This is a genomic window from Brachybacterium halotolerans, assembly GCF_016623465.1.
Lineage (GTDB): Bacteria > Actinomycetota > Actinomycetes > Actinomycetales > Dermabacteraceae > Brachybacterium > Brachybacterium halotolerans.
Genome location: NZ_JAEDAJ010000001.1, coordinates 251,621 through 278,005 on the forward strand (window position 1 = coordinate 251,621; position 26,385 = coordinate 278,005).

Consider the following 26,385-nt stretch of genomic DNA (forward strand, 5'->3'; position numbering starts at 1 on the left):
ACGTAGGCTCTGCCGCACGCCCGCGCATGGGAACCCACCGCAGAACCCTCAGACGCAGACCCCGCACACTCAGAACCCGCAGACCTCGACGAGGAGACTCCGCATGCTGTTCGGCCCGGCCGACCCGAAGCACCTGCACCTGATGTCCTTCAACATCCGCATGGCGTCCGACGACACGCGACCGGGCGACAGCGACCACTGGCCGGACCGTGCGCCGCTGCTGGACGCCCTGCTGCGCACCGAGCAGCCCACGCTCCTGGGCGTCCAGGAAGGGACATTCCCCCAGCTGCCCGTGATCCAGCGCGCGCTGCCCGCCCATCGGATGGTCGGCTCCGGACGCGAGGGCGGGAGCGCCGGCGAGCACGCGGCGATCTTCTTCGATGCCGAGCGCCTGCACCTCGAGGCCTGGGACCAGCTGTGGCTCTCGGACACGCCGCGGCTCGTCGGCTCGCGCACCTGGGGCAACCAGGTCACTCGGATCCTCACCTGGGCGCGCTTCCGCGATGCCAACACAGGAACCGTGTTCGTGCACGTCAACACGCATTTCGACCATGAGGTGGAGGAGGCGCGCGTACGGAGCGCGGGGCTCCTCGCGGGCCTCGTGACGAGCCCGGAGCTCGCCGAGCTGCCGATCCTGGTGACGGGGGACTTCAACTCCCCTGCGCTCTCCCCTGCCTGGCAGGCGCTCGTCGCCCGGGGCCCGCTCGTCGACCTCTGGGAGTCCGCCGACCGCCGGGCCACGCCCGCCTGGGGATCCTTCCCCGACTACGGGCCTCCGGTCGAGGGCGCCGAGCGCATCGACTGGATGCTCGCCTCCCCGGATGTCCACGCGGAGAAGATCGGCATCGGCGCGGTCCCCGCCGGGCGCCCCGCGCCCTCGGACCATGCGCCCCTGCACGCACTGATCCGTCTGGGCTGAGCCTCGCGGCGGCCCGGGCGGATCAGGGTCGGACGCCCGTCGGGCGCCCAGAGCGGCGATCGAATCAGATCCCGCGCGGCGCGTAGTCCTTGTCGGAGACGAACGAGGTGAACGCGCTCTCAGAGCCCTGGAAGACGCTCGAGTCGCCCGCGAAGGGCGCGGAGTCGGAGAACTGCCACATGTCCCAGTCCCACCAGCGTCCGGGCAGGTTCGTCGGCTTCTTCGAGCTGTAGTACGCGATCTGCATCGGCGTGTGCGCGGGCGCGAAGTCCCCGACGTACTTGTCCCACCAGTTGGCGTTGGTGTAGATCATCGGCCGACGGCCCACGGCGCTCCTGTACGCCGAGATGAAGCCGGAGATCCACGTCTGCAGCTCCTTCTGGCTGAGCCCGAAGTTCGCGGGCACGCCGGAGACGGACTCGAGATCGAGCATGCCGGGCAGCGTCCGACCATCGGCCGACCAGCCTCCCCCGCCGTTCAGGAAGGCGTCGACCTGCTTCTCCGGACCGCCGGAGTCGGGGCGCGCGAAGTGGTAGGCGCCGCGGATGATCCCGGCCTTCGTCGCCGAGCTGTACTGCTGGCTGAAGGTGCTCGAGTGCCAGGTGTTGCCCTCGGTCGCCTTGATGAAGGCGTAGCGGGAGCCCTTGGACATCTGCGCCTTCCAGTCGACGCTGCCCTGGTAGGTGGAGACGTCCTGGCCGGGAATGCCGGCGGGGATCGAGGCGGCGAGCGCCGGGGCGGTCGCGAGTCCGCCGACGGTCAGCGCGGAGACGCCGACCGCTCCCCCGCGCAGCAGGGCGCGGCGGGAGGCGGGGTGTCGGGAGTCGGAGGACGGGAGGGAACGGGAGGGGCCTGTGGCGCCGGCGGCACGCGCGTGCCGGGGAAGGTAGCGGGTCACGGGGATGCTCCTGTGGTGGGGGAAGTCGCGACTGCGGAGCGAGCCGCGCCCGGCCACCGTAGCGGCCATGGAGGCCCAGGTCACTCCCCTGGCGCCCGTGTCGCCGGATTCGCCGGAACCTCGGGACGACGATCCGGCGTCGTCCTCACGCGCTCGTCGCGGGCTGTTCGCCCTCTCGTCCACGCAGTTCACGCCGCGTGCGACGACGGCCGAGCACCGCGAGGACCGCGACCACGAGGAGGTCGAGCCCCAGTATCCCGAGCACCCAGGGTCCGCCGGCGCCGCCCTCTGCGGAGCGGTCGATGACGATCCCGCCGTCGCCGACCGTGAGCGCTGCGAAGAGCATGAACACCATGTTGTTGCCGACGTGGAAGGCGATGGAGGCCTCGATGCCTCCCGTGGCGATCGCCAGCAGCGCCCCGCACAGCCCGAAGCCTGTGTAGTAGAGCGCGAGCCAGGGATCGGTGGCGCCGTGGACCAGGCCGAACAGCACGGTCGAGAGCGCGGTGCCCAGGATGATCGCCCCCAGCGGGCGCCGTCGGATCCAGGAGCCCAGCAGCGGGAGCAGGGTTCCCCGGAACATGACCTCCTCGCCCGCCGCCTGCAGCGGTGTGGTGAGCAGGGCGATGAGCACGAGCGGCAGGGTCGAGGCTCCGATCTGCACGGTGCCCGCGGCGCGCAGGTCCGGGCTCGCGAGGAGGGCGGCGCCCAGGGCGAGCGCGATCACGAGAAGCACGATCAGCGCGCTGCGCAGCACTCGGCCCCATGAGAAGGGGCGCGAGACGGTCAGGGCCGCGCGCCACGGCACGCCCGCGATCCAGCGCAGGGCGAGCAGCGAGACGGGGATCAGCAGTGCGAGGCAGAGGTTGGTCAGCAGCATCAGGGAGGGGGACAGTCCCAGCCCCGTCGGCGCCGTGCCCTGCAGTGCCATCGTCCCGATCGCCCAGAGGATGCCCGCGACGATCTGCGTGGAGAACATGATGACCACGAGAACGACCAGCACGGCGATCGGTGCCCACCAGCGCGTCCGGACGTGCGCCCCGAACGGCCGCTCCGGGATCACCGAGCCCCGAGGCGGCGCCTGGGGTGCGGGCGGGGTCTGCCCGGCCGATGGGGCGGGTGCTCGGTCTGTCGGAGGAAGGGTGTGCGGTGCATCGGAGGAGGTCATGGCTCCACCCTTCCGGAGCTCGTCCCCTCCGGCATCCGCCTCTCGGCCAGGCGCCGTCGACCGATCGTGACCCGTGCCGGGGTCCGTCCGCGACTTTCGTCGCACGGCGCCGGGTCCGAGGCGCGCCTCAGCTGGTCTGCTCGCGCCCGCTCCCCCGTCCCGCGATCACGAAGCACGTCACGGAGATCAGGGAGCCGATGACCATCACGATCGCCATCGGCAGCGAGGACTCGGTGCCGCCCAGGCCCACGAGGGGCGCGGCGAGGGAGGCTGCGATCGAGAAGCCCAGGCCCAGCATCGCCGAGCCCGTGCCGGCGACCTCGAGGGCGGCGCGCGAGGCGAGGGCGCCGCCGTTGCCGAAGATCATGCCCTGAGGGGCGACGGTGAGGAAGAAGGCGGGCAGCACGATCCATGCGGGCGTGTCGAGGAAGAGGCTGCCGATGAGCAGGGCGAAGGACGCGCACACGACCACGCTCAGCCCGATCCGGATCAGCGGGCGCGGATGGATGCTGCGGGTCAGGCGTGCCGAGAGGAAGGACATGGCCATCATCCCCATCGAGTTGATCGCGAAGCTCACCGAGTACGCGGACGAGGAGAAGCCCAGCATGTTCTGCACGACGAACGAGGAGGCCGACACGTAGGCCATGAGCGCGAAGGCCGAGAAGGCGTTGACGAGCATGTAGGCGACGAACTGACGGCGTCTCAGCAGCATCGCGCAGTTGCGGGCGAAGGTGCGCAGTCCCCCGCTGTGGCGCCGCGAGGCCGGGAGCGACTCGGGGATCAGCAGCAGCGTGCCCACGAGCGAGAGCAGCGACATCGCGGCGATCCCCCAGAACACCTCGCGCCACTGCCCGAAGAGCAGGATGATCCCGCCCAGCAGCGGCGCGACGATCGGGGCGATGCCGCCCACGCCCTGCATGATGTTCATGACCCGGAACAGCTCCGGCCCGTCGGTGAGGTCGATGAGGACCGCGCGCCCGAGCACCATGCCGAAGCCGCCCCCGAAGCCCTGGAGCACCCGGAAGGCCAGCAGCACGCCGACGTTCGGGGCGAGGGCGCAGACGATCGAGGCCGTCAGGCACAGGGAGATGCCGAGGAGAAGCGGGATCCGTCGCCCCACGCGGTCCGAGAGCGGGCCGGCGATGATCTGACCGCTCGCCGTGCCCAGGAAGAACGCGGTGATCGTGAGCTGCATGCGCGAGGCCGTCGTCCCCAGGTCGCCCGTGACCTCGGGGAAGGCGGGGATGTACATGTCGGTCGCGAGGGGGCCGATGGCGCTCAGCGTGGTGAGCACGAGGATCACGAGCGCGGTGACGCGCCCGCGGGTCCCGGCGAGCTCCTCGGAGCTGGGCAGGTGGGCGAGCTCGCGGTCCGCCGCGTCCTCGAGGACGGGGATGCCGGAGGTGATGGTGGGGACCGCGCCGGTGATGGTCGGCACGTCGCCGGTGAGCGTGGGCAGTCCGCCGGTGGCGGTGCACGTGTATTCGGGGTCGCCGGGGCGCGAGGACACGGAGGGCCTTTCGAAGGGCATGAGGAGGCGGGGAGGGGAAGGAGTCTGCGACCGCACATCCCACGTGGGAGTGTCCGAGAAGCCTAGTCGCGCCGTTCCTCGCGCGCATCCTCCGCGCGGCGTCGTCTCATCGCTCGGGAACCGAGCAGGGCGGCGATCGCCGCGATCGCCGCGTACAGGGTCCCGAGCCCCGCCGCCGCGAGCCATCCGCTGTGCTCGTAGCCGACGGAGCCCAGCGCCGATCCGGCCGTCGCCCCCACGTAGTAGGCGGTGAGGTAGAGGGCCGACGCGGTCGAGCGGGCCGAGGCCGGGGCGAGACGGGCGACCGTGGCCGAGGCGCTCGAGTGGCCGAGGAAGAACAGGGCCGTCATCAGGCCGAGGCCCACGACGACCCACAGCAGCTGGGAGGGCAGGGCGATCCAGTAGCCCGCGGCCACCGCGAGGGCCGAGACCAGCAGCGCGGGCACCAGCCCGATCCGGCCGACGATCCTGCCGGCCCGGGCCGAGGTGAACGTGCCGAGCAGGTAGAGCAGGAACACGGCGTTCGCCGCGGCGGGACCCAGGCCGAGCTCGGGCCCCTGGAGCCGGAAGCCGACCACGGTGTACGCGCTGTTGAACGCAGCCATCAGCGCGGCCCCGATCACGCAGGCCGCGAGCACCCCGGGGATCGAAAGCGACTCCCGCGCGGCGCGGAGCGTGCGGCCGACGGCCCGCTCCCCCGTCTGCCGCTCCCCGGTCCGCTCCTGTCCCGTCGTCGGCCGGCTCCCCGGCCCGGCCGAGGTCGAGCCCGCGCTCGCCGCCGCTCCGCGAGGACGCAGCAGTGCGACGCCCAGCCCGCACGCGAGGCACAGCACGGCCATCACGCCCATCGCCCAGCGCCAGGACGCGAACTCGGCGACGGCGCCGGGGATCAGTCGCGAGCAGAGCCCGCCCACGGTGTTGCCGGCCAGGTAGATGCCCGTCGCGGCGGTGATGGCCTCGGGCCCGATCCTCTCACCGATCAGGGCGAGCGCGCTCGCCGGCACCAGGGACACGGCGACGTCCTGCAGGAACCGCGCCGCCACCAGCGACCAGAGCGAGGGCATGAGCGCGCAGGCCAGGCCGATCACCCCGGAGAGGACGAGGAACACGAGCATCCGGTGGAAGAGCCCCCGGCGCAGGCCGACCGTGCTGAGCGGGATCATCCCGAGCGCCATGCCGAGCGTGGTCGCGGCGACGCTCCAGCCGGTCGCGGCCTCCCCAGCGCCGAAGCCCGCGCCGATCTGCGGGAGCAGGCCCTGCGTGTCGTACATGACGAGGAAGACCGCGAAGCCCGCGAGGAACACGGCGCCCACCACGCGGCGGTAGCCGGGCGATCCCTGGGGGTAGGGAACGGACGGGAAGGAGACGGTGTCGGCAGAGGTCATGAGGCGGCTGCCAGCGCCGCCTGGTAGGTCGGGTCCACGCGCTTGAGGAAGCGGATGACCGCGGCGGTGATCGGGATGACCGCGTACTGCACGGCCACCTTGTAGACGAAGCCGAGCACCGTGTACTCGGCCCAGTCGCCCACGCTGGTGATGCCGATCGCGGCGGCCGCGATCGTGCAGAAGAGGATGGTGTCCACGAGCTCGCCGGCGCCGCTCGCGGAGAACAGGCGGCCGATGAGGCCACGCTCCCCCGCTCGTCGCTTCATGCGGCTCATGATCAGGGAGTTCACGCTCTGCCCGGCGGCGAAGCCCACGAGACCCGCGAGGACCACGATCCACACCGGGCCGAGCGCCATCTCGATGGCCTCCTGCTTGGCCAGCCCGTAGTCGTCGGGGAACGGCGGCAGGGCGATGATCACCTGGTAGCAGATCGCGGCAAGGATGTTCACGACGAAGCCCATGATGATCGCGCGCCGCGCCGCGCGCACCCCGTAGAGCTCGGTGATGATGTCCCCGACGATGTACGCCAGGGGGAAGAGGAAGAAGCCGCCGTCGGTGATGATGTCGAAGCCAATGCCCGGGATCGTCCCGAAGAACACGCCCTTCGCGGCGCCGATCCCCGAGAGGATCACCACCGCGCACATGATCATGGCGAGGATGTCGTAGTGCGAGGAACCCCGGTCGGCGTAGGCCACGCCGGCCGGGCGTCCAGAGTGCTCACGCTTCGCGGGGATCTGCGCGCTCTCGGCGCGCGGGGTCGGGGCGGTGCTCATGCGGTCCCTCCGGGGTCGGTGCGGGGCCGACGGATCAGTCGGCCGTCCGGCATTCTCCCCTGTCGGCGGCCCCGGCGCAGACAGCGCCCGCCACAGCCTCCTCGCCCGGCTGCAGGAAGGCCCGCAGCGTGCCCAGGATCGTCGTCGAGGCGAGGGCGGAGACGTCCTCGCCCTCGAGCTGCTCGCGTGTGATGAGGTCGATGAACACGCCGATCAGCAGCTGGGCGAGGTCCTCGAAGTCCAGCCCCTCGCGCGGGCCGACGCCGGGGGCGGTCGAGGCGAGCACCCCCGCGACCGTCGAGCGCAGCAGCCGGCGCTGGGAGACCAGCTCGTCGCGATCGGCCTGGGAGCGCAGCGAATGGGTGACGGCCTCGGTGTGCAGCAGGCACCACTGTCGGCCGAAGGGGCGCATCGCCTCGAACAGGTCGAGCATGAGCGCGGCCTCCTCGGTGCGCGCGCCCTCGTCGGCCACTCCGCCGGCGGAGCCGCCCGGGGCCACGGATCCGAGCGGGCCGTGCGCGGCGCGCGCCTCGTCCACGCGCTCGTGCATGATCTGGATCACCTGCTGGGTCGCGAGCGCGAAGGCGGCCCGGAACACCTCGTCCTTGCTCGAGAAGTTCGAGTAGAACGCGCCGCGCGTGAATCCCGCGGCGCGCACGAGGTCGTCGATGGTCGCCCCGTCCAGGCCCTTCTCCGCGAACACCTGCACGGAGGCGCGCACCAGCCGTGACCGGGTGTTCTCCTTGCGGCGGGTCTCGTCACCGGCGGGCACGTTCCCCAGGAGGTCCGGCACGGGGTCGGCCACTTCCGGATGTCCAGCTTCCATGGGTAGCATCCTACCGATACATTCGTGTATCGAGCGGACTCTCTGCGCACCTCATGGTCGCGGTCCGTCGGCCCTCTCCGTCGACACTGCCCGTCGGCCCCGCCCACCCTCTCCCCGCCGCCGAACGTCAGGAGATCCCTCCGTGTCCTCCACCCTGTACCGCCTCGGACGCGCGATGGCCCACGCCCGCTGGAAGGCCGTGGGCGTCTGGGCCCTCCTGCTGGTGGTCCTCGGCGGGCTCGCTGTCGGCCTCGGCGGCTCCTTCTCGAGCCAGTTCGAGATCCCCGGCACCCAGGGCCAGGAGGGGCTCGACGAGCTCGCCGACCGCTTCCCGCAGATGAGCGGCACGAGCGGCCAGCTCGTCTTCCTCAGCGAGGACGGCACGAAGATCGACGACCACGAGGCGCAGATCGACCGGGTGATGGACAAGGCGGCCGACGTCGACGGGGTCGAGGCGGCGCCCTCCCCCTTCGACGAGAACAGCCCTGGCACCCGCAACGACGGCGACACCGCGATCATCGGCACCGTGCAGCTCTCGGGCAGTCCCGGCGGATTCGCCGACGGCGCCCTGGAGAAGCTCCAGAAGATCTCCGACGACGGGAACTCCGGCGGCCTGCGCGTCGAGCTCGGCGGGCAGATCCTGCAGAGCTCGGACATCCCGATGGGCTCGAGCGAGATCATCGGCCTGCTCGCCGCGCTCATCATCCTCGCGGTGACCTTCCGGTCCGTGGTTCCCGCCTTCGTGCCGATCGTGAGCGCCGTGGTGGGCGTCGGGGTCTCGATGCTCGCGGTGATGGCGCTCTCGGCGGGGATGGAGATCCCCTCGGTGACCATCTCGCTCGGCGCGATGCTTGGCCTGGCCGTGGGCATCGACTACGCCCTGTTCATCCTCTCCCGCCACCGCGGGCAGCTCAGACGCGGGATGGACGTCGTCGAATCGATCGGCGAGGCGATCGCGACCTCCGGCAGCGCCGTGATCTTCGCGGGCCTCACCGTGGTGATCGCCCTCGTCGGACTCTTCGTCACGCGCATCCCCTTCCTCACCATCATGGGCATCGCCGCGGCGGCGACGGTCGCGCTGTCCGTGGTCGTGGCCCTCACCCTGCTGCCGGCGATCATGGGCCTGCTGGGCGAGAACCTGCGCCCCCGCCGCGTGCGCCGCCTGATGGCGGAGAACGGCGGCGCGCTCCCGGAGCCCGAGGAGGGCGAGGACGAGGGCGCGGGATCCGCCGCGAAGCGCGCCGGCGGCAGCCGCTGGGTCCGCATCGTCACCAAGGTCCCGGCGCTCACGATCATCGTGGTGATCCTCGTGGTGGGCTCCCTCGCGATCCCGATCAAGGATCTGCGCCTGGGCCTCCCGGACCTGGGCACGGAGAAGCCCGACACCCAGGCCCGACAGACCTACGACCTGGTCGCGGACGAGTTCGGCGCCGGGTACAACGGCCCGCTGCTGGTCACCGCCGACATCATCAACTCCGACGACCCCCTGGGCGTGGTCGACGACTTGAAGACGCGCATCGGCGATCTTCCGGACGTCGAGGAGATCCAGCTCGCGACCCCGAACGAGGGCGCGGACATGGCCGTGGTCGTCGTGATCCCCCAGGGCTCCCAGACCGACGAGTCGACCTCCGAGCTCGTGCGGACCCTGCGCTCCGACTCCTCGACGTGGGAGAAGGACCTCGACATCTCCGACGTCCGCGTCACCGGGCAGACGGCCGTCGCGATCGACATCACCGACCGCCTCTCCGAGGCGCTCCTGCCCTTCGCGGTGTTCGTGGTGGGGCTCTCCCTGATCCTGCTGATGGTCGTCTTCCGCTCGATCTGGGTGCCGATCAAGGCCTCGCTCGGCTACCTGCTGAGCGTCGGCGCGGCCTTCGGCGTGGTCTCGATGGTCTTCGAGTACGGATGGGGCAACGAGGCGCTCGACATCCACGTGGTGGGCCCGGTGATCGCGTTCATGCCGATCATGTGCATGGGCGTGCTGTTCGGGCTCGCCATGGACTACGAGGTCTTCCTCGTCTCCCGCATGCGCGAGGAGTACGTGCGCACGGGGGACGCCCACGGAGCGATCGAGCGCGGCTTCTCCGCGAGCGCGCCCGTGGTCATCGCCGCGGCCCTCATCATGTTCTCCGTCTTCGCGTCCTTCGTGCCCGGCGGCGCGTACATGCTGCAGCCGATCGCGGTCGCGCTCGCCGTCGGCGTGCTCGTGGACGCCTTCGTGGTGCGCATGACGCTCGTGCCCGCCGTCCTGGCCCTGCTGGGCCGCTACGCCTGGTGGCTGCCCAAGTGGCTGGACCGCCTGCTCCCGGTGGTCGACACCGAGGGCGAGGGTCTGGGCGCGGTGCTCGAGCACCGGCGATGGACCGAGGAGCACGGCGACATGGCGCTGCGCATGGAGGACACGATCGTCCCGCTCGTCGGCGAGCCCGGGGTGCTGGGCCCGCTGACCGGAGCGGTCGACCCGGGCGCGCTGCTGGTCGCGCGCAGCTCGGACGACGCCGCCCGCGAGACCTTCCTCGACCTCGTCTCCGGGCGCATCGCGCCCAGCTCGGGCGTCTTCGCCGTGCACGATCGCCTCTCCCCCGCCGACGTCGGCGCGATCCAGGCGCGCGTGCACCGCATCGGCCCCGGCGAGGACGTCGCCGGGCGCATCGCGGAGATCAGCCCGCGCCGCGCCGCGCGGGAGATCGTGGTGATCGACCTCGTCACCGACCTCGCCCACGCGAGCGTGATCACCCAGGGACGCGCCGTGCGCCGGCTCGAGGAGCTCATGCGCCAGGGCATCGCCGTGGTCACGGGATCCCGAGTGGACCTCGGCCTCGAGTCCTCGCAGCCCGAGCAGACCGTCGTCGACGCCCTCGAGGACCCCTCCCGGCACGTGGCCCTGCGCGTGCACCGCAGCGCCTCCCCCGCCCCTGCCGCCTTCGCGCATTCCCACTCCGCCTCCGTCGTGGAAGGAGCCCACGCATGAGAACGCTCTCCCGCCACATCCCCTCCCTGGTGATCGTCCTGCTGCTGCCGCTGCTGGTGGCGGGCATCGGCATGTGGGCGCTGACCGGCCGCGTGGACAACATCGACCGGGTGCCGGCCGCTGTGGTGAACCTCGACGAGGGCGCCACCATGAAGGTCGACGGCAAGGACCAGAAGGTGCCGCTCGGCCGCACGCTCGCGGGTGCGCTCACCCAGCCCTCGACCGCGAAGGACTCGGACCAGCAGACGGGCTTCGACTGGCAGCTGACCTCGCAGGACGATGCGAAGGACGGGCTGAAGGACGGCTCCTATTCGGCCATCATCGTGATCCCGAAGGACTTCTCGAAGAACCTCGCCTCGATCGGCTCGACCGACGCGGCGAAGGCGCAGGTGCAGGTGCTCACGGACGACTCCTCCGGGATGCTCGACGGACTCATCGGCAACGCGGTCGCCACGGCCGCCTCGCAGTCGATGGGCAGCCAGTTCACCGAGCAGTACCTCGATCAGCTGTACGTCGGCTTCAACGACATGCACGACAACTTCAAGGAGGTGGCCGACAGTTCGGCGGACCTCTCCGACGGCGCCGACCAGCTCGACGACGGCGTGAAGAAGTCCGCCGACGGCACCCGCGACCTCGCCGACGGCGCGGGCGACCTCTCGGACGGCTCCCAGGAGCTCGCCGACTCCACGCCCGAGCTCGCCGAGGGCGCGCACGGCGTCGCCGACGGCAACAAGAGCCTCGCGACGGGGCTCGGCACCCTCGCCGACGGCGCCGACTCGCTGTCGAGCGGCACGAGCGATCTGGCCGACGGCCTCGACGACCTCTCGGACGGGGCCGACGGACTCGCGGACGGCACGAAGAAGCTATCCGGCGGCCTCGACGACCTCGCCGATGGCTCCCAGGGCGTGGCCGACGGCGTGGGCGCCCTGAAGACCGGACTGCGCGGCGACGGCACCGAGAAGAACCCCGGCCTGGTCCCCGCGGCCGACGCGATCACCGAGGGCATCGCCGGCGACGGCACGGCGAAGAACCCCGGCCTCGCCGAGGGCGCGAAGCAGCTCGCGGACGGCGCCGAGCAGGTGGGCGACGGCGCGGACACGGCCTGGAACGGAGATGGCACGGCGAAGAACCCCGGTCTGAAGGGCGGGGGCGATGATCTGGGCAAGGGGTCGCAGGACGTCGCCGATGGCCTCTCGCAGCTCCAGACGGGGCTGAAGGGAGACGGCAGCGCTCAGGATCCAGGCCTGGAGAAGGCCACGGCGACCGTGCAGGAGGTGTGCGGAGACCCTGATCGCGTCGATGAGTGCAAGGCCGCCGCTGAGGCGGTCGCCGGGTACGGAGACGCGGTCGACGGTGCCCTCGCAGGCGACGGAACGGAGAAGAACCCGGGCCTCGTCGCCGGCTCCCAGGGCGCCGCCGACGGCATCGACCAGTACACCTCGGGCGTCTCCCAGGTCTTCGAGGGCGACGGCACCGCGAAGAACCCGGGCCTGGCGGCGGGCGCGAAGCAGGTCGCCGAGGGCGCGGACACCTTCAGCACCCAGGTGCCCGATCTCGTCGACGGGCTGCAGGAGTTCGACAAGGGCCTGCACGGCTTCGCGGGCGGCGTCGACGACCTCTCCGACGGCGCGACCAAGGTCGCCGACGGCACGGCGTCGAGCGCCGAGGGCGCCTCGGACCTCTCCGACGGCGCCACGAAGCTCGCCGACGGCACCGGCAAGAGCGCGAAGGGCGCGCACTCCCTCGCGGACGGCGCCTCCGACCTCGCCGACGGCGCGCGCTCGAGCGCGGACGGCGCGGACACCCTCGCGGACGGCTCCTCGAAGCTCGCCGACGGCACCGACCAGCTGGTCACCGGCACCCAGGGCCTCGCCGACGGCGCCTCCGGGCTGGCCGACGGCACCGAGAAGCTCGCCGACGGCAACGACAAGCTCGCCGACGGCGCTGACCAGCTCTCCGACGGCACCGGGAAGCTCTCGGACGGCCTCGCGAAGGGCGCCGACCAGATCCCGAGCTACACCAAGGGCGAGCGCGAGAAGATGTCGACGATGGGCGCCCAGCCCATCTCGACGTTCTCCTCGCGGGCGAACGAGGCCTCGGGCGCGGCCACCGCGACGTTCCCGTTCGTGGTGGCGCTCGCCCTGTGGCTGGGCGCCTTCGGCACCTTCCTGCTGATGCCCGCGCTCTCCAAGCGCCTGCTGGACGGCGCGGTGCCCATGTGGAAGGTCGTGCTGCGCTCGCTCGTGCCCGGCCTGCTGCTGGCCATCGTGCAGACCGTCGCGGTGCTCGCGGTGATCACGGCGATCGGGATCTCGCCGGTCTCGCCGCTCGCGGTGGGGCTCGTGTGCCTGGCGGGGGCGGTGATGTTCGCGGCCTTCCACCAGGCGCTGCTCGCCCTGCTCGGGGACCGGATCGGCAGGATCCTCTCGATCGTGCTGATGGTGCTCCAGGTGGTGGTGCTCGTGGGCATCCTGCCGCTGCAGACGGCCCCGGAGCTGCTGCAGTCGGTGAGCGGGCTGATGCCGATCACGATCGTCAGCCGCGGCCTCGTGCACGCCTCGCTCGGAGGGTCCCTCACCTCGACGACCGCGACGCTGCTCTCGATCGCCGCCTGGTTCGCGGTCTCGGTGCTCGTCACCCTGGTGGCCTCCCGGAACGCGCGCACGGTGAAACCCGCGAAACCGCCGAAGCACGCGCGCGGCGGCGCCCACGCGGCCGCCTGAGTCGGCCCGTCCCGGGACCTCCGCGCTCAGTGGAAGTCCCGGGACCTCCCGGCGCCGGCGAGCCCGAGCACCTCGACCCCGTCGGCCACGAGGTTCACGGCCCCGGTGAGGTTCTCGACGATCCCGCGGACCACCACCGAGCGCGAGGTGCGCAGCACCGCCCGGTGTCGTGACCAGAACCCCTTCGAGCAGACCACGTTGAGGATCCCGGTCTCGTCCTCGAGGCTGAGGAAGGTGATGCCGCTGGCCGTCGCGGGCCGCTGGCGGTGCGTGATCACCCCGCCCACGCGGATGCGCGTGGAGTCCTCGGCCGCGCGCGCCCCGCGGATGGAGAGCACGCCCGCCTCCTCCATCTCCTCGCGCACGAGCACCATCGGATGGTCGGCGAGCGTGATGCCCGTGGCCCAGGAGTCGGAGGCGGCGATCTCGGCGTCGCTGAGCCCGGGCAGCATCGGCGCGTCGGCCCCGATGGCCAGGTGCGGCAGCACGTCGGGCGACTCCTGCGCCGCAGCGCCCGCGGCCCACAGGGCCTGTCGGCGCGAGGGCGCGAGGGCGTCGAGCGCCCCGGCGGTCGCGAGCGCCTCGAGCTGACGGGCGCTGAGGCGCACCCGCCGCGCGAGGTCGCTGATGGAGGCGAAGGGCCCCTCCTTCTCGCGGGCGCTCACGATCTCCTCGGCCTTGTCCTCCCCGATCCCGCGCACCTGCGTCAGCCCCAGCCGGATCACCGGTCCTCGTCGCGCCGCCTCCCCCGTGACCTGCGGGCGCGCGGCGCGCAGGGCGTCCTTCTCCGGGTCCGTCCAGCCCTCCGGGCCCCGGTGCCGCGCGGCCGGGCCCAGGACGTCCTCGTTGCCGGGCAGCGTGTACGCGCGATGGCCCGTCCCGTCCCCTGCGCCTCCCGTGTCCCCCGTGTCCGCCGTCCCTCCCGTGTCGGTCTCGAGCCCGGTCTGCACCTCGGAGACGGTGACGTCGACCCCGCGGGTGAGGACGCCGTGGCGGCGGGCGTCGGCCACGAGGGACTGCGGGGAGTAGAAGCCCATCGGCTGGGAGCGCAGCAGCGCCGCGGTGAACGCGGCCGGGTAGTGGCACTTGAGGTAGGCGCTCGCGTACACGATGTAGGCGAAGGAGTAGGCGTGGGACTCGGGGAAGCCGTAGTTCGCGAAGGCCAGCAGCTTGCGCTGGATCGCCTCGGCGTCCTCCCCCGTGATCCCGTGGCGCGCCATGCCCGCGAACAGCTGGTCCGAGAGCGCGAGCATCTTCTCCGTGGACCGCTTGGAGCCCATGGCGCGGCGCAGCTGGTCCGCGAGCGCCGGGGTGAAGTCGGCGACGTCGACCGCCATCTGCATGAGCTGCTCCTGGAACAGCGGCACCCCGTAGGTGCGGCCCAGGGACTTCTCGAGCAGCGGATGCAGGTAGGTGGTCTCCTCCTCCCCCGTCCGACGGCGGATGTAGGGGTGCACGGAGCCGCCCTGGATGGGGCCGGGACGGATCAGGGCGACCTCGACGACGAGGTCGTAGAAGCACTCGGGACGCAGCCGCGGCAGGGTCGCGATCTGCGCGCGCGACTCGACCTGGAAGACGCCCACGCTGTCGCCCGCGCACAGCATGTCGTAGACCGCCGGGTCCTCCTGCGGGAGGGTGCGCAGGCCGTGGTGCTCCCCGTGGTGCTCGGCCACGAGGCGCAGGCAGTGGTCGATCGCGGTGAGCATCCCGAGGCCCAGCAGGTCGAACTTCACCAGGCCCGCGTCGGCGCAGTCGTCCTTGTCCCACTGCAGCACGCTGCGGTCCTCCATCGCCGCCCACTGCACGGGGCAGATCTCGATCACCGGGCGGTCGGCGAGCACCATGCCGCCGGAGTGGATGCCCAGGTGGCGCGGGGCGTCGCGCAGACGGTGGGCGAGCTCGACGACGTCGGCGGGGATGTCGGCATCCGCGAGGGAGCGGAAGGAGCGCTCGATCCGCTTGGACCACGCGTCCTGCGTGCCGACGTCGTAGCCCAGCGCGCGGGCCGCATCGCGCACCGCGAGCTTCGCCCGATAGCTGATGACGTTGGCGACCTGCGCGGCGCACTCGCGGCCGTGGCGATCGTAGACGTGCTGGATGACCTCCTCGCGGCGGTCGGAGGCGATGTCGAGGTCGATGTCCGGCGGCCCGTCCCGCTCGGGCGCGAGGAAGCGCTCGAAGAGCAGATGATGGCCGACGGGCTCGACGGCCGTGATCCCGAGCGCGTAGCAGACGGCGCTGTTGGCGGCCGACCCCCGGCCCTGGCACAGGATCTCCTCCTTCTCGCAGAAGGCGACGATCTCGTGGACGATGAGGAAGTATCCGGGGAAGTGCAGGCCGGAGATGATCTGCAGCTCCCGGTCGATCTGCGCCCACGCCCCGGGGACCCGCTCCTCCTCGGCCGGCGCGTCGGCCGCGTCGGCCCTGCCCGTCCTGCCCGTCCCGCCCGTCCTGCCCGTCCTGTCCGTCCCGCCCGACCCGGGCCGCGGGCCGTAGCGCTCGCGCCCGCCCTGCTCCACGAGCTCGCGCAGCCAGCTGTCCTCGGTGTGCCCCGCGGGCACGGGGAAGGGAGGCAGGTCGGGAGCGAGCAGCTGCAGGTCCAGCGCGCACTCCTCGGCCATCCGCGCAGCGGCCGCGACCGCACCGGGATGGCGCGGGAGCAGCTGCGCCATCTCCTCGCCGCTGCGCAGGTGACCGGGCCGCGAGGGGAGGTGCGCATCAGCCTCGGCGAGGGACGTGCCCGCGCGCAGGGCGGCGTGGACGTCCACGAGGCGCGTGTCCGCAGGGCGGGCGCAGTGCGCGTTCGTGGTCGCCACGAGCGGCAGGGTGAGCTCGTCCAGACCGGTCTCCTCGCGCACGAGGCGCGCCCCCTGGGCGAGGGCGTCGTGGATCTCGTCGTCGAGCTCGTCCCCGCCGACCATGAGCTCGACGGCGACGTTCCCGTGCCCGTACAGCTCGAGCAGCCGGGCGATCTCGCACTGCGCCGCGCAGGCCGCGCCCTCGCGATCTCCGTCGGCCACGAGCGGGCGCACCGCCCGCAGCACCGCCCCCTTGCGGCAGCCGGTGAGCACGAGCCAGTGCCCCTCGCGGGCGATCCGGGAGAGCTCGGCGAGGCGGTAGCGGGGCGTGGCCTTCTTCCTGCTGTCGAGGTGGGCGCGCGCGATCGCGGCCGACAGCGCGCGGTACCCCTGCTCGTCGCGCACCAGGACCAGCAGGTGCTCGCCCTCGGGGTCGGGGACGCCGGTGCGCTCGGGCGAGAGCACGGGGGTGCTGCTCGCGCGCTCGCTGCCGGGCTCGCTGCCCAGGGTCAGCTCGGCGCCGAGCACGGTCGCGAGCCCCGCCTCGCGCGCGGCGCGCGAGAAGCGGACCGCGCCGGGCAGCCCGTCGTGGTCGACGAGGGCGAGCGCGCGCAGCCCGAGCCGCGCGGCCTCGGCGACCATGTCCTCGGGGCTCGAGGCGCCGTCGAGGAAGCTGAAGTGCGAGTGCGCGTGCAGCTCGGCATAGGCGATGTCGGTGCGGGGGCCGCCATCGGTCGAGGGGGCCGATGGGCCGGGCTCCCCCTCCCCCGGCTCCCCCGCCGGCGCATGCTGCGGCGGAAGCGCGCGCTCGGACGGCACGGGGCGGTCCGAGAGCAGCGCCTCGAGGTCGTTCCAGGAGGGCGGCCCCAGGAACCAGCGGCTCATCGGGACTCCTCCGCCATCGATCCCCTCGTCATGGATCTCCTCGTCATGGATCCCCTAGTCATGGATCCCCTCCACGGTCCAGGCGCCCTCGCGGCTGAGCAACACGAGGGCGCGCCCGGGCTCGATGACGACGGCGAGGCGGGCGGCGCGTCGACCGTCGGGCCGCCACCAGCGCTCGTCGAGGACCGTGGGCGCCCCGTGGGCGAGCACGCGGTGGGCCCTGCCCGCGGCGACGCCGTGGCTCACGAGCGCCTCGATCCCGTCGGCCCCCGCGCTCCCCGCCCGCGGCACCTCGAGGACCGCGGGCGGGGCGCTCAGCAGGGCGCGGGCGGTGACCACGACCTCCGCGCCCTCCGCGTCCCGCAGCACCACGAGCGGCGGGGTGCGCAGCACGACCGACGGCAGCGGGCGCGGCAACGACCCCGGCCACGGCCCGGGCCGCGCCGTCGGCCGCTCGCTGCGCCAGGGCACCAGCGCCACCTGCTCGGCGAGCAGACGGCCCCCGACCTCGACGGGGACGAGCACCGCCTCCTCCCCCGCGAGGCCCTGGGCGCGGGCGAAGGCGCGGCCGGCCCGCTGCGCGGCCTCCCCCGCGCTCCCCCACAGCGCCGGCGCGCCCTCGCCCGCGGGGAGCAGCTGCACGGGCTGGAGGGCGAGCCGCGTGATCTGCCCGGTCTGCTCTCCGCGCAGCCGCGCCCGGGTGATCCAGCCGTCGCACTGCCAGCGGATGCGGTCCACGACGTCGGCCGGGGACAGGGCGCCGTCGTGGCGCCAGGTGCGCTCCATCTCCTCGCCCGAGGCGGTGAGCGCGAGGATCCGCAGACGCGTGCAGATCAGTCCGCGCGCGACGAGCATGCCGTGCAGCTCCTCGGCCATCGGCCGGGCCGCGAAGGCCGCCTGGTCCACGCGCACGAGCGGCGGGTCCAGGGTGCGCGCGACCTCGAGGGGCTGCGTGGGATGGTGCGCCTGGGGCGGAGTGGGCTCGCCCCCGCGCGCGAGCAGGTGCAGCTGGGCGACATCGGGCCCGAAACGTGCGGCGACCGAGGTCGCGGGAAGGTCCGCGAAGTCCCCGAGAGTGCGGATGCCCAGGCGCTCGAGCAGGTCGATGACCTCGGCGAGGTCCACGCGGCGGGTGCGGTCGGCGTCTGCCGCGGGCTGGTCGCGGTGTCCCCATCCGGGGCCGACGGGCGCGTCGCGCAGGGCGGAGATCGCGTGCGGGCCCAGGTAGTCCCGGCTGCGACCGGGGCGCACGATCCTGCCCGAGCGCGCGGCCAGGAGCGCGGCGAAGGGGCCGTCGGCGATGCCGACGACGGCGTCCCAGCCGGTGAGCTCGGCGACCGCGTCGACGATCGCCTCGGCGAGGGCATCCTCCCCGCCGCGGTGGCGGGCGGGTCCGCGTGCGGACATCAGCAGCACCCCCGGGCGCAGCACGTCCACACCCGCGGCGACGGTGTCCACGGCGGCCGCGACCAGCTCGAACAGGGCGCTCTCGTGCTCGACGTCGGCCTCGACCACGACGGCCTCGGGACACGCGGCCTGCGCGGCGCGGCGGCGCATCCCGATCCCGACGCCCACCGCGAGGGCGGCGGCATCGGCATGGGAGACCCGGTGGCGGTCCATGACCACGACGGGAGCCGACGCCTCCTCCGCCGGGGCCCCGGCCGCGGCCCCGGCCCCGCTCCCCGCCCTGGCGACCTTCTCCCGGGCGAGCTTCTCGCGCGCGGCGAGGAGCGGCCAGGCGGGGACGACGACGGCCGCGATGCGCGTCGCGGGCGGGGCGTCGGCGTGATCCTCCCCGCCGGCCTGGTCCTCCCCGTCGACCTGCTCCTTCTCGTCGACCTGAGCCTTCTCACCCGTGGGCATGACCCCGGGCAGCAGGAGCTCGTTCCCGCTCATCCCGCCCTCCGGATCACGCGCAGCGGGGCGGGAGCGGCCTGGTCGGGCACGGCGACCTCGGCGAGGAGGCCGTGCACCTCGGGCAGCACCACGTCCACGGCGCGGCCCTCGGGGATCCCGCGTCCGGCGGCGCTCACCCTCAGGGTGCGCCGGCGCAGACGGCCGGTGCCCCGTCCCAGCCCCTCCCACGACTCCGCCTCGGCGCGCAGGTGCAGGTCAGCGCGGGCGACGGGGGCGGCGGCGAGGACCAGGGTGTCGTGCGCCCGTGCGCGATCGGTCAGGCTGCGCCAGAGGGAGGCCGTCAACCGCAGTCGCGGGCCGAGCACGAGCACGCCGACCCCGTCCACGAGCGCGGACAGCAGCTGCGGCAGCTGCGGCATCTCCTCGACGGCGGTGGCCGGGGCGATCGCGAGGCGCTCGAGATCGAGCCCGGCGTCGCGCGCGGCGCGCAGGCCGAGGTCCGGCATGCCCGCGAGCGCGCACCAGCCGTCCTCCCCCGCCGCCGCGGCGGCCATCGCGAGCATCAGGGAGACCGAGCAGGAGCCGTCGACCGCGACCGTGCTCCCCGCGCGCAGGGATCCGTAGGGAGCGAGCGGGGCGAGCGGCGGGGGCAGGGGCACACGGCTGTGCTCGTCGGCTGCCCGGACCCGCGCGGTTCCCGCGCCCGCATCGGGCGCAGGTGTCCGACGGGACGGTCCCCCGGGGCCGGCGGAGCCGACGATCCCCGTCGGCCCGCCGAGGCCGACCGGAGCGTCGGGACTGGTCGGTCCGCCGAGCCGCGCGGGCTCGCCGGGACCCGTTGTCCTGACGGCGGAGAACGCGGTGCGGTCGATTCTCCCGCCATGGCGCGCGGTGGTGCGCTCGGCGGCGCCGAGCGCGGCGCGAGCGCGGGCGAGCCGCTCCTCCTGAGTGCCTCGTCCCGCCGTCCGCGGCGGCGTCCTCTCCTCGTGCGGCGCCGATGCCTTCCCCTGCGTCGGCGCCTCGTGCATCTGCAGATGCGTGCTCATGCTCCACCTCCTCCTGTTCGGCCGTCACCCGGGATCGAACACGCGTTCGAATTCTACGCCCGCCCCGATGCATCGGGGCGGGCCCGACGGTCGTGCGGACCTCGCACTGCGGGGTCGCCGAGGAGTCTTGATCACCGGACCGACATCTGAGCTGGAGCGATCTTCCTATCCAGTGATGCATATCACACTAGAACGTGCGTTCGAGCACTGGTGCTCGGGCGAGCGATGGTGTTGCATAGAGGTATGGACATTTCGGGCACGATGCGGTGCATGCCGATGAGGGACGGTGGGGACGACCCCCGCCGCATCCCTGGTCGCGCACGTCAGCTCGTGCTGCGCGATGCGCCCGCAGGAACGGAGCGCGTGTGCGAGATGGTCGCGGTCGATGCGGCACCCGGGAACGGGCTGGAGGTCCTCGACATCGCCCACGCGCTGGGAGACCTCGCGAAGGATCCGGGCGGCCCCTTCGGCGCCGCGGACGCCGATCTCACCGCCTTCGAGCTCTCCGACACCCTCGCCGCCTTCGAGCAGCTGCGCTCGGCCCTCGGCGCGCTCGAGATCCGGGTGACCACAGCCCTCGACGAGCATCTGCGCGAGGAGGACTCGGCGCAGGGCGTCCCCGAGCGCGATCACGGACGCCGCGTCGCCGGCGAGATCCGGATGGCCTCCCGGGTCTCCCCCGCCATCGCCTCGGCGCGGCTGCACTCCGGCAAGCGGCTCATGCGGGACATGCCGCGCATGTTCGAGGCCCTGGCCGACGGGCGCATCGGACTCGATGCCGCCCATGCGATCGGGCGCAGCAGCGGTCCGCTCCAGCCGGAGCAGCGGCGAGAGGTCGATCGGATCATCGCCTCGCGCGAGCCTGATCTCGACGGCGCCTCGCCCGCTCAGTGGGGCCGGGAGGTCTCGGCCCTCGCCCAACACCTCGATCCCCGCGGCGAGGACGGACGACATGTGCGGGCGCGCATGCAGCGCGGCGTGAGTGTCACGCCGGGGGCGCACGGCATGGGGCACGTCCACGCGCACCTCTCCGCGCTCGACTGCGCGGCGATCCAGCGCAAGCTGACCATCGAGGCGCAATCGCTCACGGCTCAAGGGGATGCACGCGCGCACGCGCAGATCATGGCGGACCTCTTCTCCGACACCCTGCTGGGGCGCGATGAGCAGATGGACCCCGTGCACCTGGAGGTCGGCGTCGTCATCACGGAGCGCACTCTGATCGCACCGGTCCACGGCGACCCGGCGATGATCGAGGGCTACGGAGTGGTGCCGCCGCGGGCCGTGCGCGACGAGATCGTCCAGCGACTCCCCCACCCCGAGCACGAGGCCGCGCACGACGCTCCCGCAGACAACGCTCCCGCAGAGAACGACCCCGTGCAGGACGTGCCCGTCACGGCCGGCGCGATGCCCGAAGAGGGCCGGACGCTCACCGACGACGACCTGCTCCCGCCGCAGGAGCCCGCGGAGACCACCGCGGCGGGGCCCCTCGACGAGGAGTCCCGGCTGACGCTCCGGCGTCTGTTCACCCATCCCGCTTCCGGCGAGCTGATCGCCATGGAATCGCGCGCCCGCGCGTTCCCCGCCAGGCTCGGGTACCTCGTCCGGCTCCGGGACTTCCGCTGCGCGGGGCCCTACTGCGCATCCTCGATCCGCCAGATCGACCACATCCAGCCCCACGCGCAGGGCGGCGCGACCAGCGCCGACGACGGACAGGGTCTGTGCGCCCACTGCAACAGCACCAAGGAGCTCCTCGGGACGGCCGAGCGGATCGGTGAGGAGACGGAGCCGCACCGCGTGCACTGGAGATCGAAGCTCGGACGCACCGCGACCGTGTCCCCGAGCCCCCTGGCAGGGCTCCCGCCGGGCGGCCCGCCCGTCGAGGCCGCTCCATCCGGCATGACCCCTTCGGGCACGCCACCATCGGCCAAGCCCGCGACAGCCAAGACCACACCCGCGGACGATGCGTCCGACGGGGAACCGGCCCTGCTCCCGCCGATCCACCGGATCGAGGACCTGCGCTGGGAGCGCGACCGCCGACGCGCCGCGGGGATCCGTGACGAGGAGCGGCGGCCCGGCACACGCAGTGCGTGAGCAGCCCGCGCACGAACGCGTTCCCGCAGCGCCCGGATCCATCGCGCGAACCTCCCTGTCCCCGTGCCCGCCCGCCCCGTAACCTGGCTTGAGCCATTCCGAGGAGGAGCGAGACATGCGTGCACTGGTGCTGCAGGAGAAGGGCCGGATGGGGATCGAGGACGTCCCCTCCCCCGGCGCCCCGGGGCCCGGGGAGGTCCGGATCGCGATGCACACGGTCGGGATCTGCGCCTCCGACGTCCACTACTGGACCGAAGGCCGCATCGGTCCCTTCGTCGTCGAGGCGCCGATGATCCTCGGGCACGAGGGCGCGGGCACCGTGGTCGAGATCGGCGAGGGCGTCACCGGCCTGTCCGTCGGCGATCGCGTCGCGATGGAGCCGGGCGTCCCCGATCCCGCCTCGCGGGCGACCCTCGAGGGCCGCTACAACGTCGACCCGGCCGTGCGCTTCTGGGCGACCCCGCCGATCGACGGCTGCCTCGCCGAGGAGGTCGTCCACCCCGCCGCCTTCACCTACCGCCTGCCCGACGCCCTGAGCTTCGCCGAGGGCGCGCTCATCGAGCCCTTCGCCGTCGGCATGTTCGCCGCGACGAAGGCGCAGATCAGCCCCGGGGACGTCGTCGCCGTGATCGGCAGCGGGACGATCGGCATCATGACCGCACTGGCCGCGCGCGCCGGCGGGGCGAGCCGGGTGTACATCAGCGACGTGCAGAGCGCGAAGCTCGGACTGCTCGACGGACTCACGGGCATCATCCCGGTCGACGCCACCCAGGAAGACCTCGGCGAGCGGGTGCGCGCGGAGACCTCGGGATGGGGCCCGCAGGTCGTGATCGAGGCCTCGGGCGCCGCTCCCGCGTACAAGGGGCTGTGGACGGTCCCCGCGCCGGGCGGACGCGTGGTGCTCGTCGGCATGCCCGTCGAGCCCGTGGCCTTCGACGTCGCCACGGCGCAGAGCCGCGGGATCTCCATCGAGACGATCTTCCGCTACGCCAACATCCATCAGAAGGCCATCGATCTCGCCGCGAGCGATGCCGTGGACCTGGGCCGCTTCGTCACCGAGACGTTCGCGTTCGAGGACTCGGAGAAGGCCTTCGAGCGCTTCCTCGAGGGTCGGCCGACGGACGTGAAGCTGCAGATCGCCTTCTGACCGGAATCGCTCCCTGACCGGAATCGCTCTGACCAGCGCTGATCCTTGTGGAGGAACGGCGGTGTGGATGATCGAAGAGGGCGCAGGGAGCGCGGGGCCATGCTTGCCGCATGCTCTATCGACTCGGATTCTGGCTCGGACCGACACCCTCTGATCCCATCGACGCCTGCGCCGCCCTCAACCAGCACATCTTCGCCGCGGATCATGCCTGGGGCGAGACGGGCACGGCGGTGCCGCCGGTGCCGCGGATCGCCGCCTTCGTGCAGGAGGCGCTGCGGCGATATCCCCTCGACGAGGGCGACGAGGACCCGGACGTCGACGGCGAGGACGGCGCGCAGGGCATCCCCATCTGGAAGTACACCGACGTCGAGGCGTGCGCCGCAGGTCAGGCATTCCATGCGAACCTCACCGGACTGGGCGCCGAGATCGCCCGGGACGACCTCGCGGAGCTCGCCGCATCGCTCGACATCAACGCCTTCGACCTCGTCCAGCACAGGATCCTCCCCGACCGCCGTCCCGGCGCCGCGCCCGGGGAGCAGCATCCGCATCCGGACGTGCTGCCCCCGTTCCTCGCCCGGGAGGAGCGCGACGACGTCGCGACGGGCGGACCTCTCAGGATGGGGACCGGAGGAGAGACGCGAGACTTCCTCGCCCTCGAGCGCGCCGCCTACTCCCCCGGCGCTCGTGTGTGCGACGGACCCGAGCGCGCGCAGGAGGCGCTCGGGCTGCACGGCGTCGTGATCCCCCAGCGCGCCGCGGCGCGGCCGCTGTTCTGAACCGGCAGCTCACCCGACCGTCGTCGAAACGCCTGGACAGCGCGCTCGACGAGTGCTTGCCTCGCTCCATGGACACGAGCGAACCCGCGGGCACCCACGACCTCACGGGCACCTACGAGGAGACCCGGCGCGCCTGGGACGCCGCCTCCCGCAAGCACGTGCGCGAGTACGGGAGCCTGCTCGCCGAGGCGCGCACCGCACGCCTGCTTCCGTGTGAGGAGCGTCTGCTCGCAGGACTCGTCGAGCGCGCCGAGGTGATCCACCCGCAGAGCGGGCACGGCATCGACGATCACGCGCTGCTGCGACTCGGGGCCGCCTCGGTGCTGGGCGTGGACTACTCGCCGACCGCGGTGGCGGCGGCGCAGCGCCGTGCCGACGAGTTGGGCGCCGCTGCGCAATACATTGTGGCGGAGCTCCCGGACACGGGCCTCGATCCGGCATCCGCCGACCTCGTCTACACGGGCAAGGGAGCACTGATCTGGAACGAGGACCTCGACGCCTGGGCGGCGGAGATGCACCGGCTGCTGCGGCCCGGCGGTCGCCTGTTCGTCCACGAGGCGCACCCGCTCGTGCCGCTGTGGACGTGGGACGCCGACGAGCCTCGCGTGCGGGCGGACCGCGGCTACTTCGCGTCCCGCCACGTCAACGACACCTTCCCCGCTCGCGGGGCCACCGAGCACCAGCGCACGCTCGCCGGGACCGTGATGGCGATCGTGCGGGCGGGCTTCGTCCTCGAGCAGCTCGAGGAGCATCCCGAGCCGTTCTGGCGGCCCGACGACGCGGAGCCCGCGGCGGCCTGGGACGGTCGCCTCCCCAACAGCTTCAGCCTGCTCGCGCGCCGCGGGATCTGAGAAGCGGGTGCCGACCGGACGGACTCAGCCTGCCCGCACCGCCGCCCGTCGCTGCCAGAACACCACGGCGCTCGCGGCGGCGACGTTGAGGGAGTCGACCGCGCCGCTCATGGGGATGACCACGTGCTCGTCGACCGCCTTCAGGGTGGACGGCTCGAGGCCGTGGCCCTCGGCGCCGAGGACCAGCGCGACCTTGCGGCCGGCCCCCAGGTCCACCTCGTCGAGCGCCGTGGCCTGCTCGGTGAGGGCCAGGGCGAGCACGTCGAAGCCGGCGTCGTGCAGCAGGTCCACGCCGTCGTGCGCGGTGTCCTCGCCCGGAGGATGCGGCGCGTGCGGCCAGGCGCCGAGCCGCGTCCACGGCACCTGGAAGACGGTGCCCATCGAGACGCGGAGGGAGCGGCGGTACAGCGGGTCAGCGCAGCGCGGGGTGACGAGCACGGCGTCGACGTCGAGCGCGGCGGCCGAGCGGAACATGGCGCCCACGTTCGTGTGGTCCACGATGTTCTCGAGCACCGCGACCGTGCGCGCCGTGCGCAGCAGGTCGGCGGCGGAGGGCAGGACGGGCCGCTGCATGGCCGCGAGCGCTCCCCGGTGCAGATGGAATCCCGTGAGCGACTCGAGCAGGGACTCCTCGCCCACGAACACGGGCACCTCGGGGAAGCGCGTGAACAGCGGTGCGAACTGCTCCACCCAGCGGGAGGACATGAGGAAGGAGCGCGGGACGCAGCCGGCGTCCATCGCCCGCTCGATCACATGGAAGCTCTCCGCCATGAACAGCCCGCGCTCGACCTCCATGCTCGCGCGCAGCCGCACGTCGGTCATGCGCAGGTAGTCGTCGAGCCGCGGGTCCTCGAGCGTCGTGATCGGGACGATCTGCGGGCCGGGGGCCTCGATGGTCCCGGGGCCCTCCGGTGCCGGTGCTCCCATCTCAGTCCAGCTGCACGGAACGGGCGCTGAAGCGCTCGCCGTGGCGCTCGACCACCAGCGGCAGCCCGAAGGTGCGCGTGAGGTTCTGCGAGGTGAGGGTCTCGTCGATCGGCCCGGCGGCGACGGCCTTCCCGTCGCGCAGCAGCAGGGCGTGCGTGTACCCCGGCGGGATCTCCTCGACGTGGTGGGTGACCAGCACGGTCACCGGCGTCGCAGGATCCTTCGCGAGGCGCGCGAGGTTCCGCACGAGCTCCTCGCGGCCGCCCAGGTCCAGCCCCGAGGCGGGCTCGTCCAGGAGCAGCAGCTCGGGGTCGGTCATGAGGGCGCGCGCGGAGAGCACGCGCTTGCGCTCCCCGGTGGAGAGGGTGCCGAAGGCGCGGCCCTCGAGATCCAGGACGCCGAAGGCGTCGAGCAGGGTGCGCGCGCGGTCGAGGTCGAGGTCCTCGTACTCCTCGCGCCAGCGGCCGACGACCCCGTAGCCGGCGGTCACCACCACGTCGAGCACCTTCTCGTGCCCGGGGACGGTGTCGGCGAGCTCCTGGCTCGCGAGGCCGATGAGGGGGCGCAGCTCGAAGACGTCGATCCGGCCCAGGCGCTCGGCGAGCAGCTCGACCGTGCCGGACGTGGGGTGCATGCGGGAGGCGAGCAGGCGGATCATCGTCGACTTGCCGGCACCGTTGGGGCCCAGCACCACCCAGCGCTCGCCCTCCCCGATGCTGACGGTGAGCCCGTCCAGCAGGTTCCTCCCGCCACGGCGGACGACGACATCGGTGAGTGCAGCAGCCTCGGACATGGCTCAGAGCCTATCGGCTC

18 protein-coding genes are annotated in these 26,385 nt (G+C 72.9%); 7 read left to right on the forward strand and 11 right to left on the reverse strand.

What is annotated here, in order from left to right:
• Positions 1-103: 103 nt before the first annotated feature.
• Entirely contained in the window at positions 104-919 is an 816-nt protein-coding gene (locus I8D64_RS01125; protein ID WP_200500675.1) for an endonuclease/exonuclease/phosphatase family protein, read from the forward strand.
• Positions 920-983: 64 nt separating this feature from the next.
• On the opposite strand, the gene I8D64_RS01130 is transcribed toward I8D64_RS01125, so the two are convergent.
• The 6 genes from I8D64_RS01130 to I8D64_RS01155 all read right to left on the reverse strand — a co-directional run bounded on the left by I8D64_RS01130 (position 984) and on the right by I8D64_RS01155 (position 7,500).
• Positions 984-1,817, reverse strand: coding sequence for a GH25 family lysozyme (locus I8D64_RS01130; RefSeq protein ID WP_200500676.1), 834 nt, complete (start codon positions 1,815-1,817; stop codon positions 984-986).
• A 145-nt stretch (positions 1,818-1,962) separates the two neighbouring features.
• Positions 1,963-2,796: a CPBP family intramembrane glutamic endopeptidase gene (locus I8D64_RS01135; RefSeq protein ID WP_200500677.1), complete on the reverse strand. Its 834-nt coding sequence runs from the start codon at positions 2,794-2,796 to the stop codon at positions 1,963-1,965.
• 316 nt (positions 2,797-3,112) lie between these two features.
• The gene (locus tag I8D64_RS01140) at positions 3,113-4,495 is read right to left on the reverse strand and encodes a multidrug effflux MFS transporter (RefSeq protein WP_343068381.1); all 1,383 of its coding nucleotides are present in this window, start codon (positions 4,493-4,495) and stop codon (positions 3,113-3,115) included.
• Between the two features lie 83 nt (positions 4,496-4,578).
• A complete protein-coding gene (locus I8D64_RS01145; protein ID WP_200500679.1) occupies positions 4,579-5,901 on the reverse strand; it encodes an MFS transporter in 1,323 nt (440 codons plus the stop codon).
• Positions 5,898-6,674, reverse strand: a complete 777-nt coding sequence (locus I8D64_RS01150; protein WP_200500680.1) for a queuosine precursor transporter — start codon at positions 6,672-6,674, stop codon at positions 5,898-5,900. The genes I8D64_RS01145 and I8D64_RS01150 overlap by 4 nt, the downstream gene beginning before the upstream one ends.
• A gap of 34 nt (positions 6,675-6,708) precedes the next feature.
• Positions 6,709-7,500: a TetR/AcrR family transcriptional regulator gene (locus I8D64_RS01155; RefSeq protein ID WP_200500681.1), complete on the reverse strand. Its 792-nt coding sequence runs from the start codon at positions 7,498-7,500 to the stop codon at positions 6,709-6,711.
• Between the two features lie 142 nt (positions 7,501-7,642).
• Here I8D64_RS01155 and I8D64_RS01160 point away from each other — a divergent pair, with 142 nt between their 5' ends.
• Both I8D64_RS01160 and I8D64_RS01165 read left to right on the forward strand, forming a co-directional pair.
• Positions 7,643-10,471: an MMPL family transporter gene (locus tag I8D64_RS01160; RefSeq protein ID WP_200500682.1), complete on the forward strand. Its 2,829-nt coding sequence runs from the start codon at positions 7,643-7,645 to the stop codon at positions 10,469-10,471.
• The gene (locus tag I8D64_RS01165; RefSeq protein ID WP_200500683.1) at positions 10,468-13,194 is read left to right on the forward strand and encodes a YhgE/Pip domain-containing protein; all 2,727 of its coding nucleotides are present in this window, start codon (positions 10,468-10,470) and stop codon (positions 13,192-13,194) included. Before I8D64_RS01160 ends, I8D64_RS01165 begins: the two co-directional genes overlap by 4 nt.
• A gap of 26 nt (positions 13,195-13,220) precedes the next feature.
• On the opposite strand, the gene I8D64_RS01170 is transcribed toward I8D64_RS01165, so the two are convergent.
• Genes I8D64_RS01170 through I8D64_RS01180 form a run of 3 tightly spaced genes read right to left on the reverse strand, consistent with a single transcriptional unit; the run spans position 13,221 to position 19,780 of the window.
• Complete coding sequence (locus I8D64_RS01170) at positions 13,221-16,877, reverse strand: error-prone DNA polymerase (protein ID WP_200500684.1); 3,657 nt, start codon at positions 16,875-16,877, stop codon at positions 13,221-13,223.
• A gap of 54 nt (positions 16,878-16,931) precedes the next feature.
• Entirely contained in the window at positions 16,932-18,773 is a 1,842-nt protein-coding gene (locus tag I8D64_RS01175; RefSeq protein ID WP_246482628.1) for a DNA polymerase Y family protein, read from the reverse strand.
• The gene (locus I8D64_RS01180; RefSeq protein ID WP_200501286.1) at positions 18,770-19,780 is read right to left on the reverse strand and encodes a hypothetical protein; all 1,011 of its coding nucleotides are present in this window, start codon (positions 19,778-19,780) and stop codon (positions 18,770-18,772) included. The genes I8D64_RS01175 and I8D64_RS01180 overlap by 4 nt, the downstream gene beginning before the upstream one ends.
• A gap of 270 nt (positions 19,781-20,050) precedes the next feature.
• On the opposite strand from I8D64_RS01180, the gene I8D64_RS01185 reads away from it, so the two are divergent.
• The 4 genes from I8D64_RS01185 to I8D64_RS01200 all read left to right on the forward strand — a co-directional run bounded on the left by I8D64_RS01185 (position 20,051) and on the right by I8D64_RS01200 (position 24,645).
• Positions 20,051-21,871 (forward strand): HNH endonuclease, encoded by a 1,821-nt coding sequence (locus I8D64_RS01185; RefSeq protein ID WP_200500685.1) that lies wholly within the window; start codon positions 20,051-20,053, stop codon positions 21,869-21,871.
• 115 nt (positions 21,872-21,986) lie between these two features.
• A complete protein-coding gene (locus tag I8D64_RS01190; protein WP_200500686.1) occupies positions 21,987-23,018 on the forward strand; it encodes an NAD(P)-dependent alcohol dehydrogenase in 1,032 nt (343 codons plus the stop codon).
• Between the two features lie 110 nt (positions 23,019-23,128).
• Positions 23,129-23,794, forward strand: coding sequence for a hypothetical protein (locus I8D64_RS01195; RefSeq protein ID WP_200500687.1), 666 nt, complete (start codon positions 23,129-23,131; stop codon positions 23,792-23,794).
• 68 nt (positions 23,795-23,862) lie between these two features.
• Positions 23,863-24,645, forward strand: coding sequence for a class I SAM-dependent methyltransferase (locus I8D64_RS01200; RefSeq protein ID WP_200500688.1), 783 nt, complete (start codon positions 23,863-23,865; stop codon positions 24,643-24,645).
• A 24-nt stretch (positions 24,646-24,669) separates the two neighbouring features.
• On the opposite strand, the gene I8D64_RS01205 is transcribed toward I8D64_RS01200, so the two are convergent.
• Together I8D64_RS01205 and I8D64_RS01210 are read right to left on the reverse strand one after the other, a co-directional pair.
• The gene (locus I8D64_RS01205; RefSeq protein ID WP_200500689.1) at positions 24,670-25,572 is read right to left on the reverse strand and encodes a TrmH family RNA methyltransferase; all 903 of its coding nucleotides are present in this window, start codon (positions 25,570-25,572) and stop codon (positions 24,670-24,672) included.
• Between the two features lies 1 nt (position 25,573).
• Positions 25,574-26,365, reverse strand: a complete 792-nt coding sequence (locus I8D64_RS01210; protein ID WP_200500690.1) for an ABC transporter ATP-binding protein — start codon at positions 26,363-26,365, stop codon at positions 25,574-25,576.
• Between the last annotated feature and the right edge of the window lie 20 nt (positions 26,366-26,385).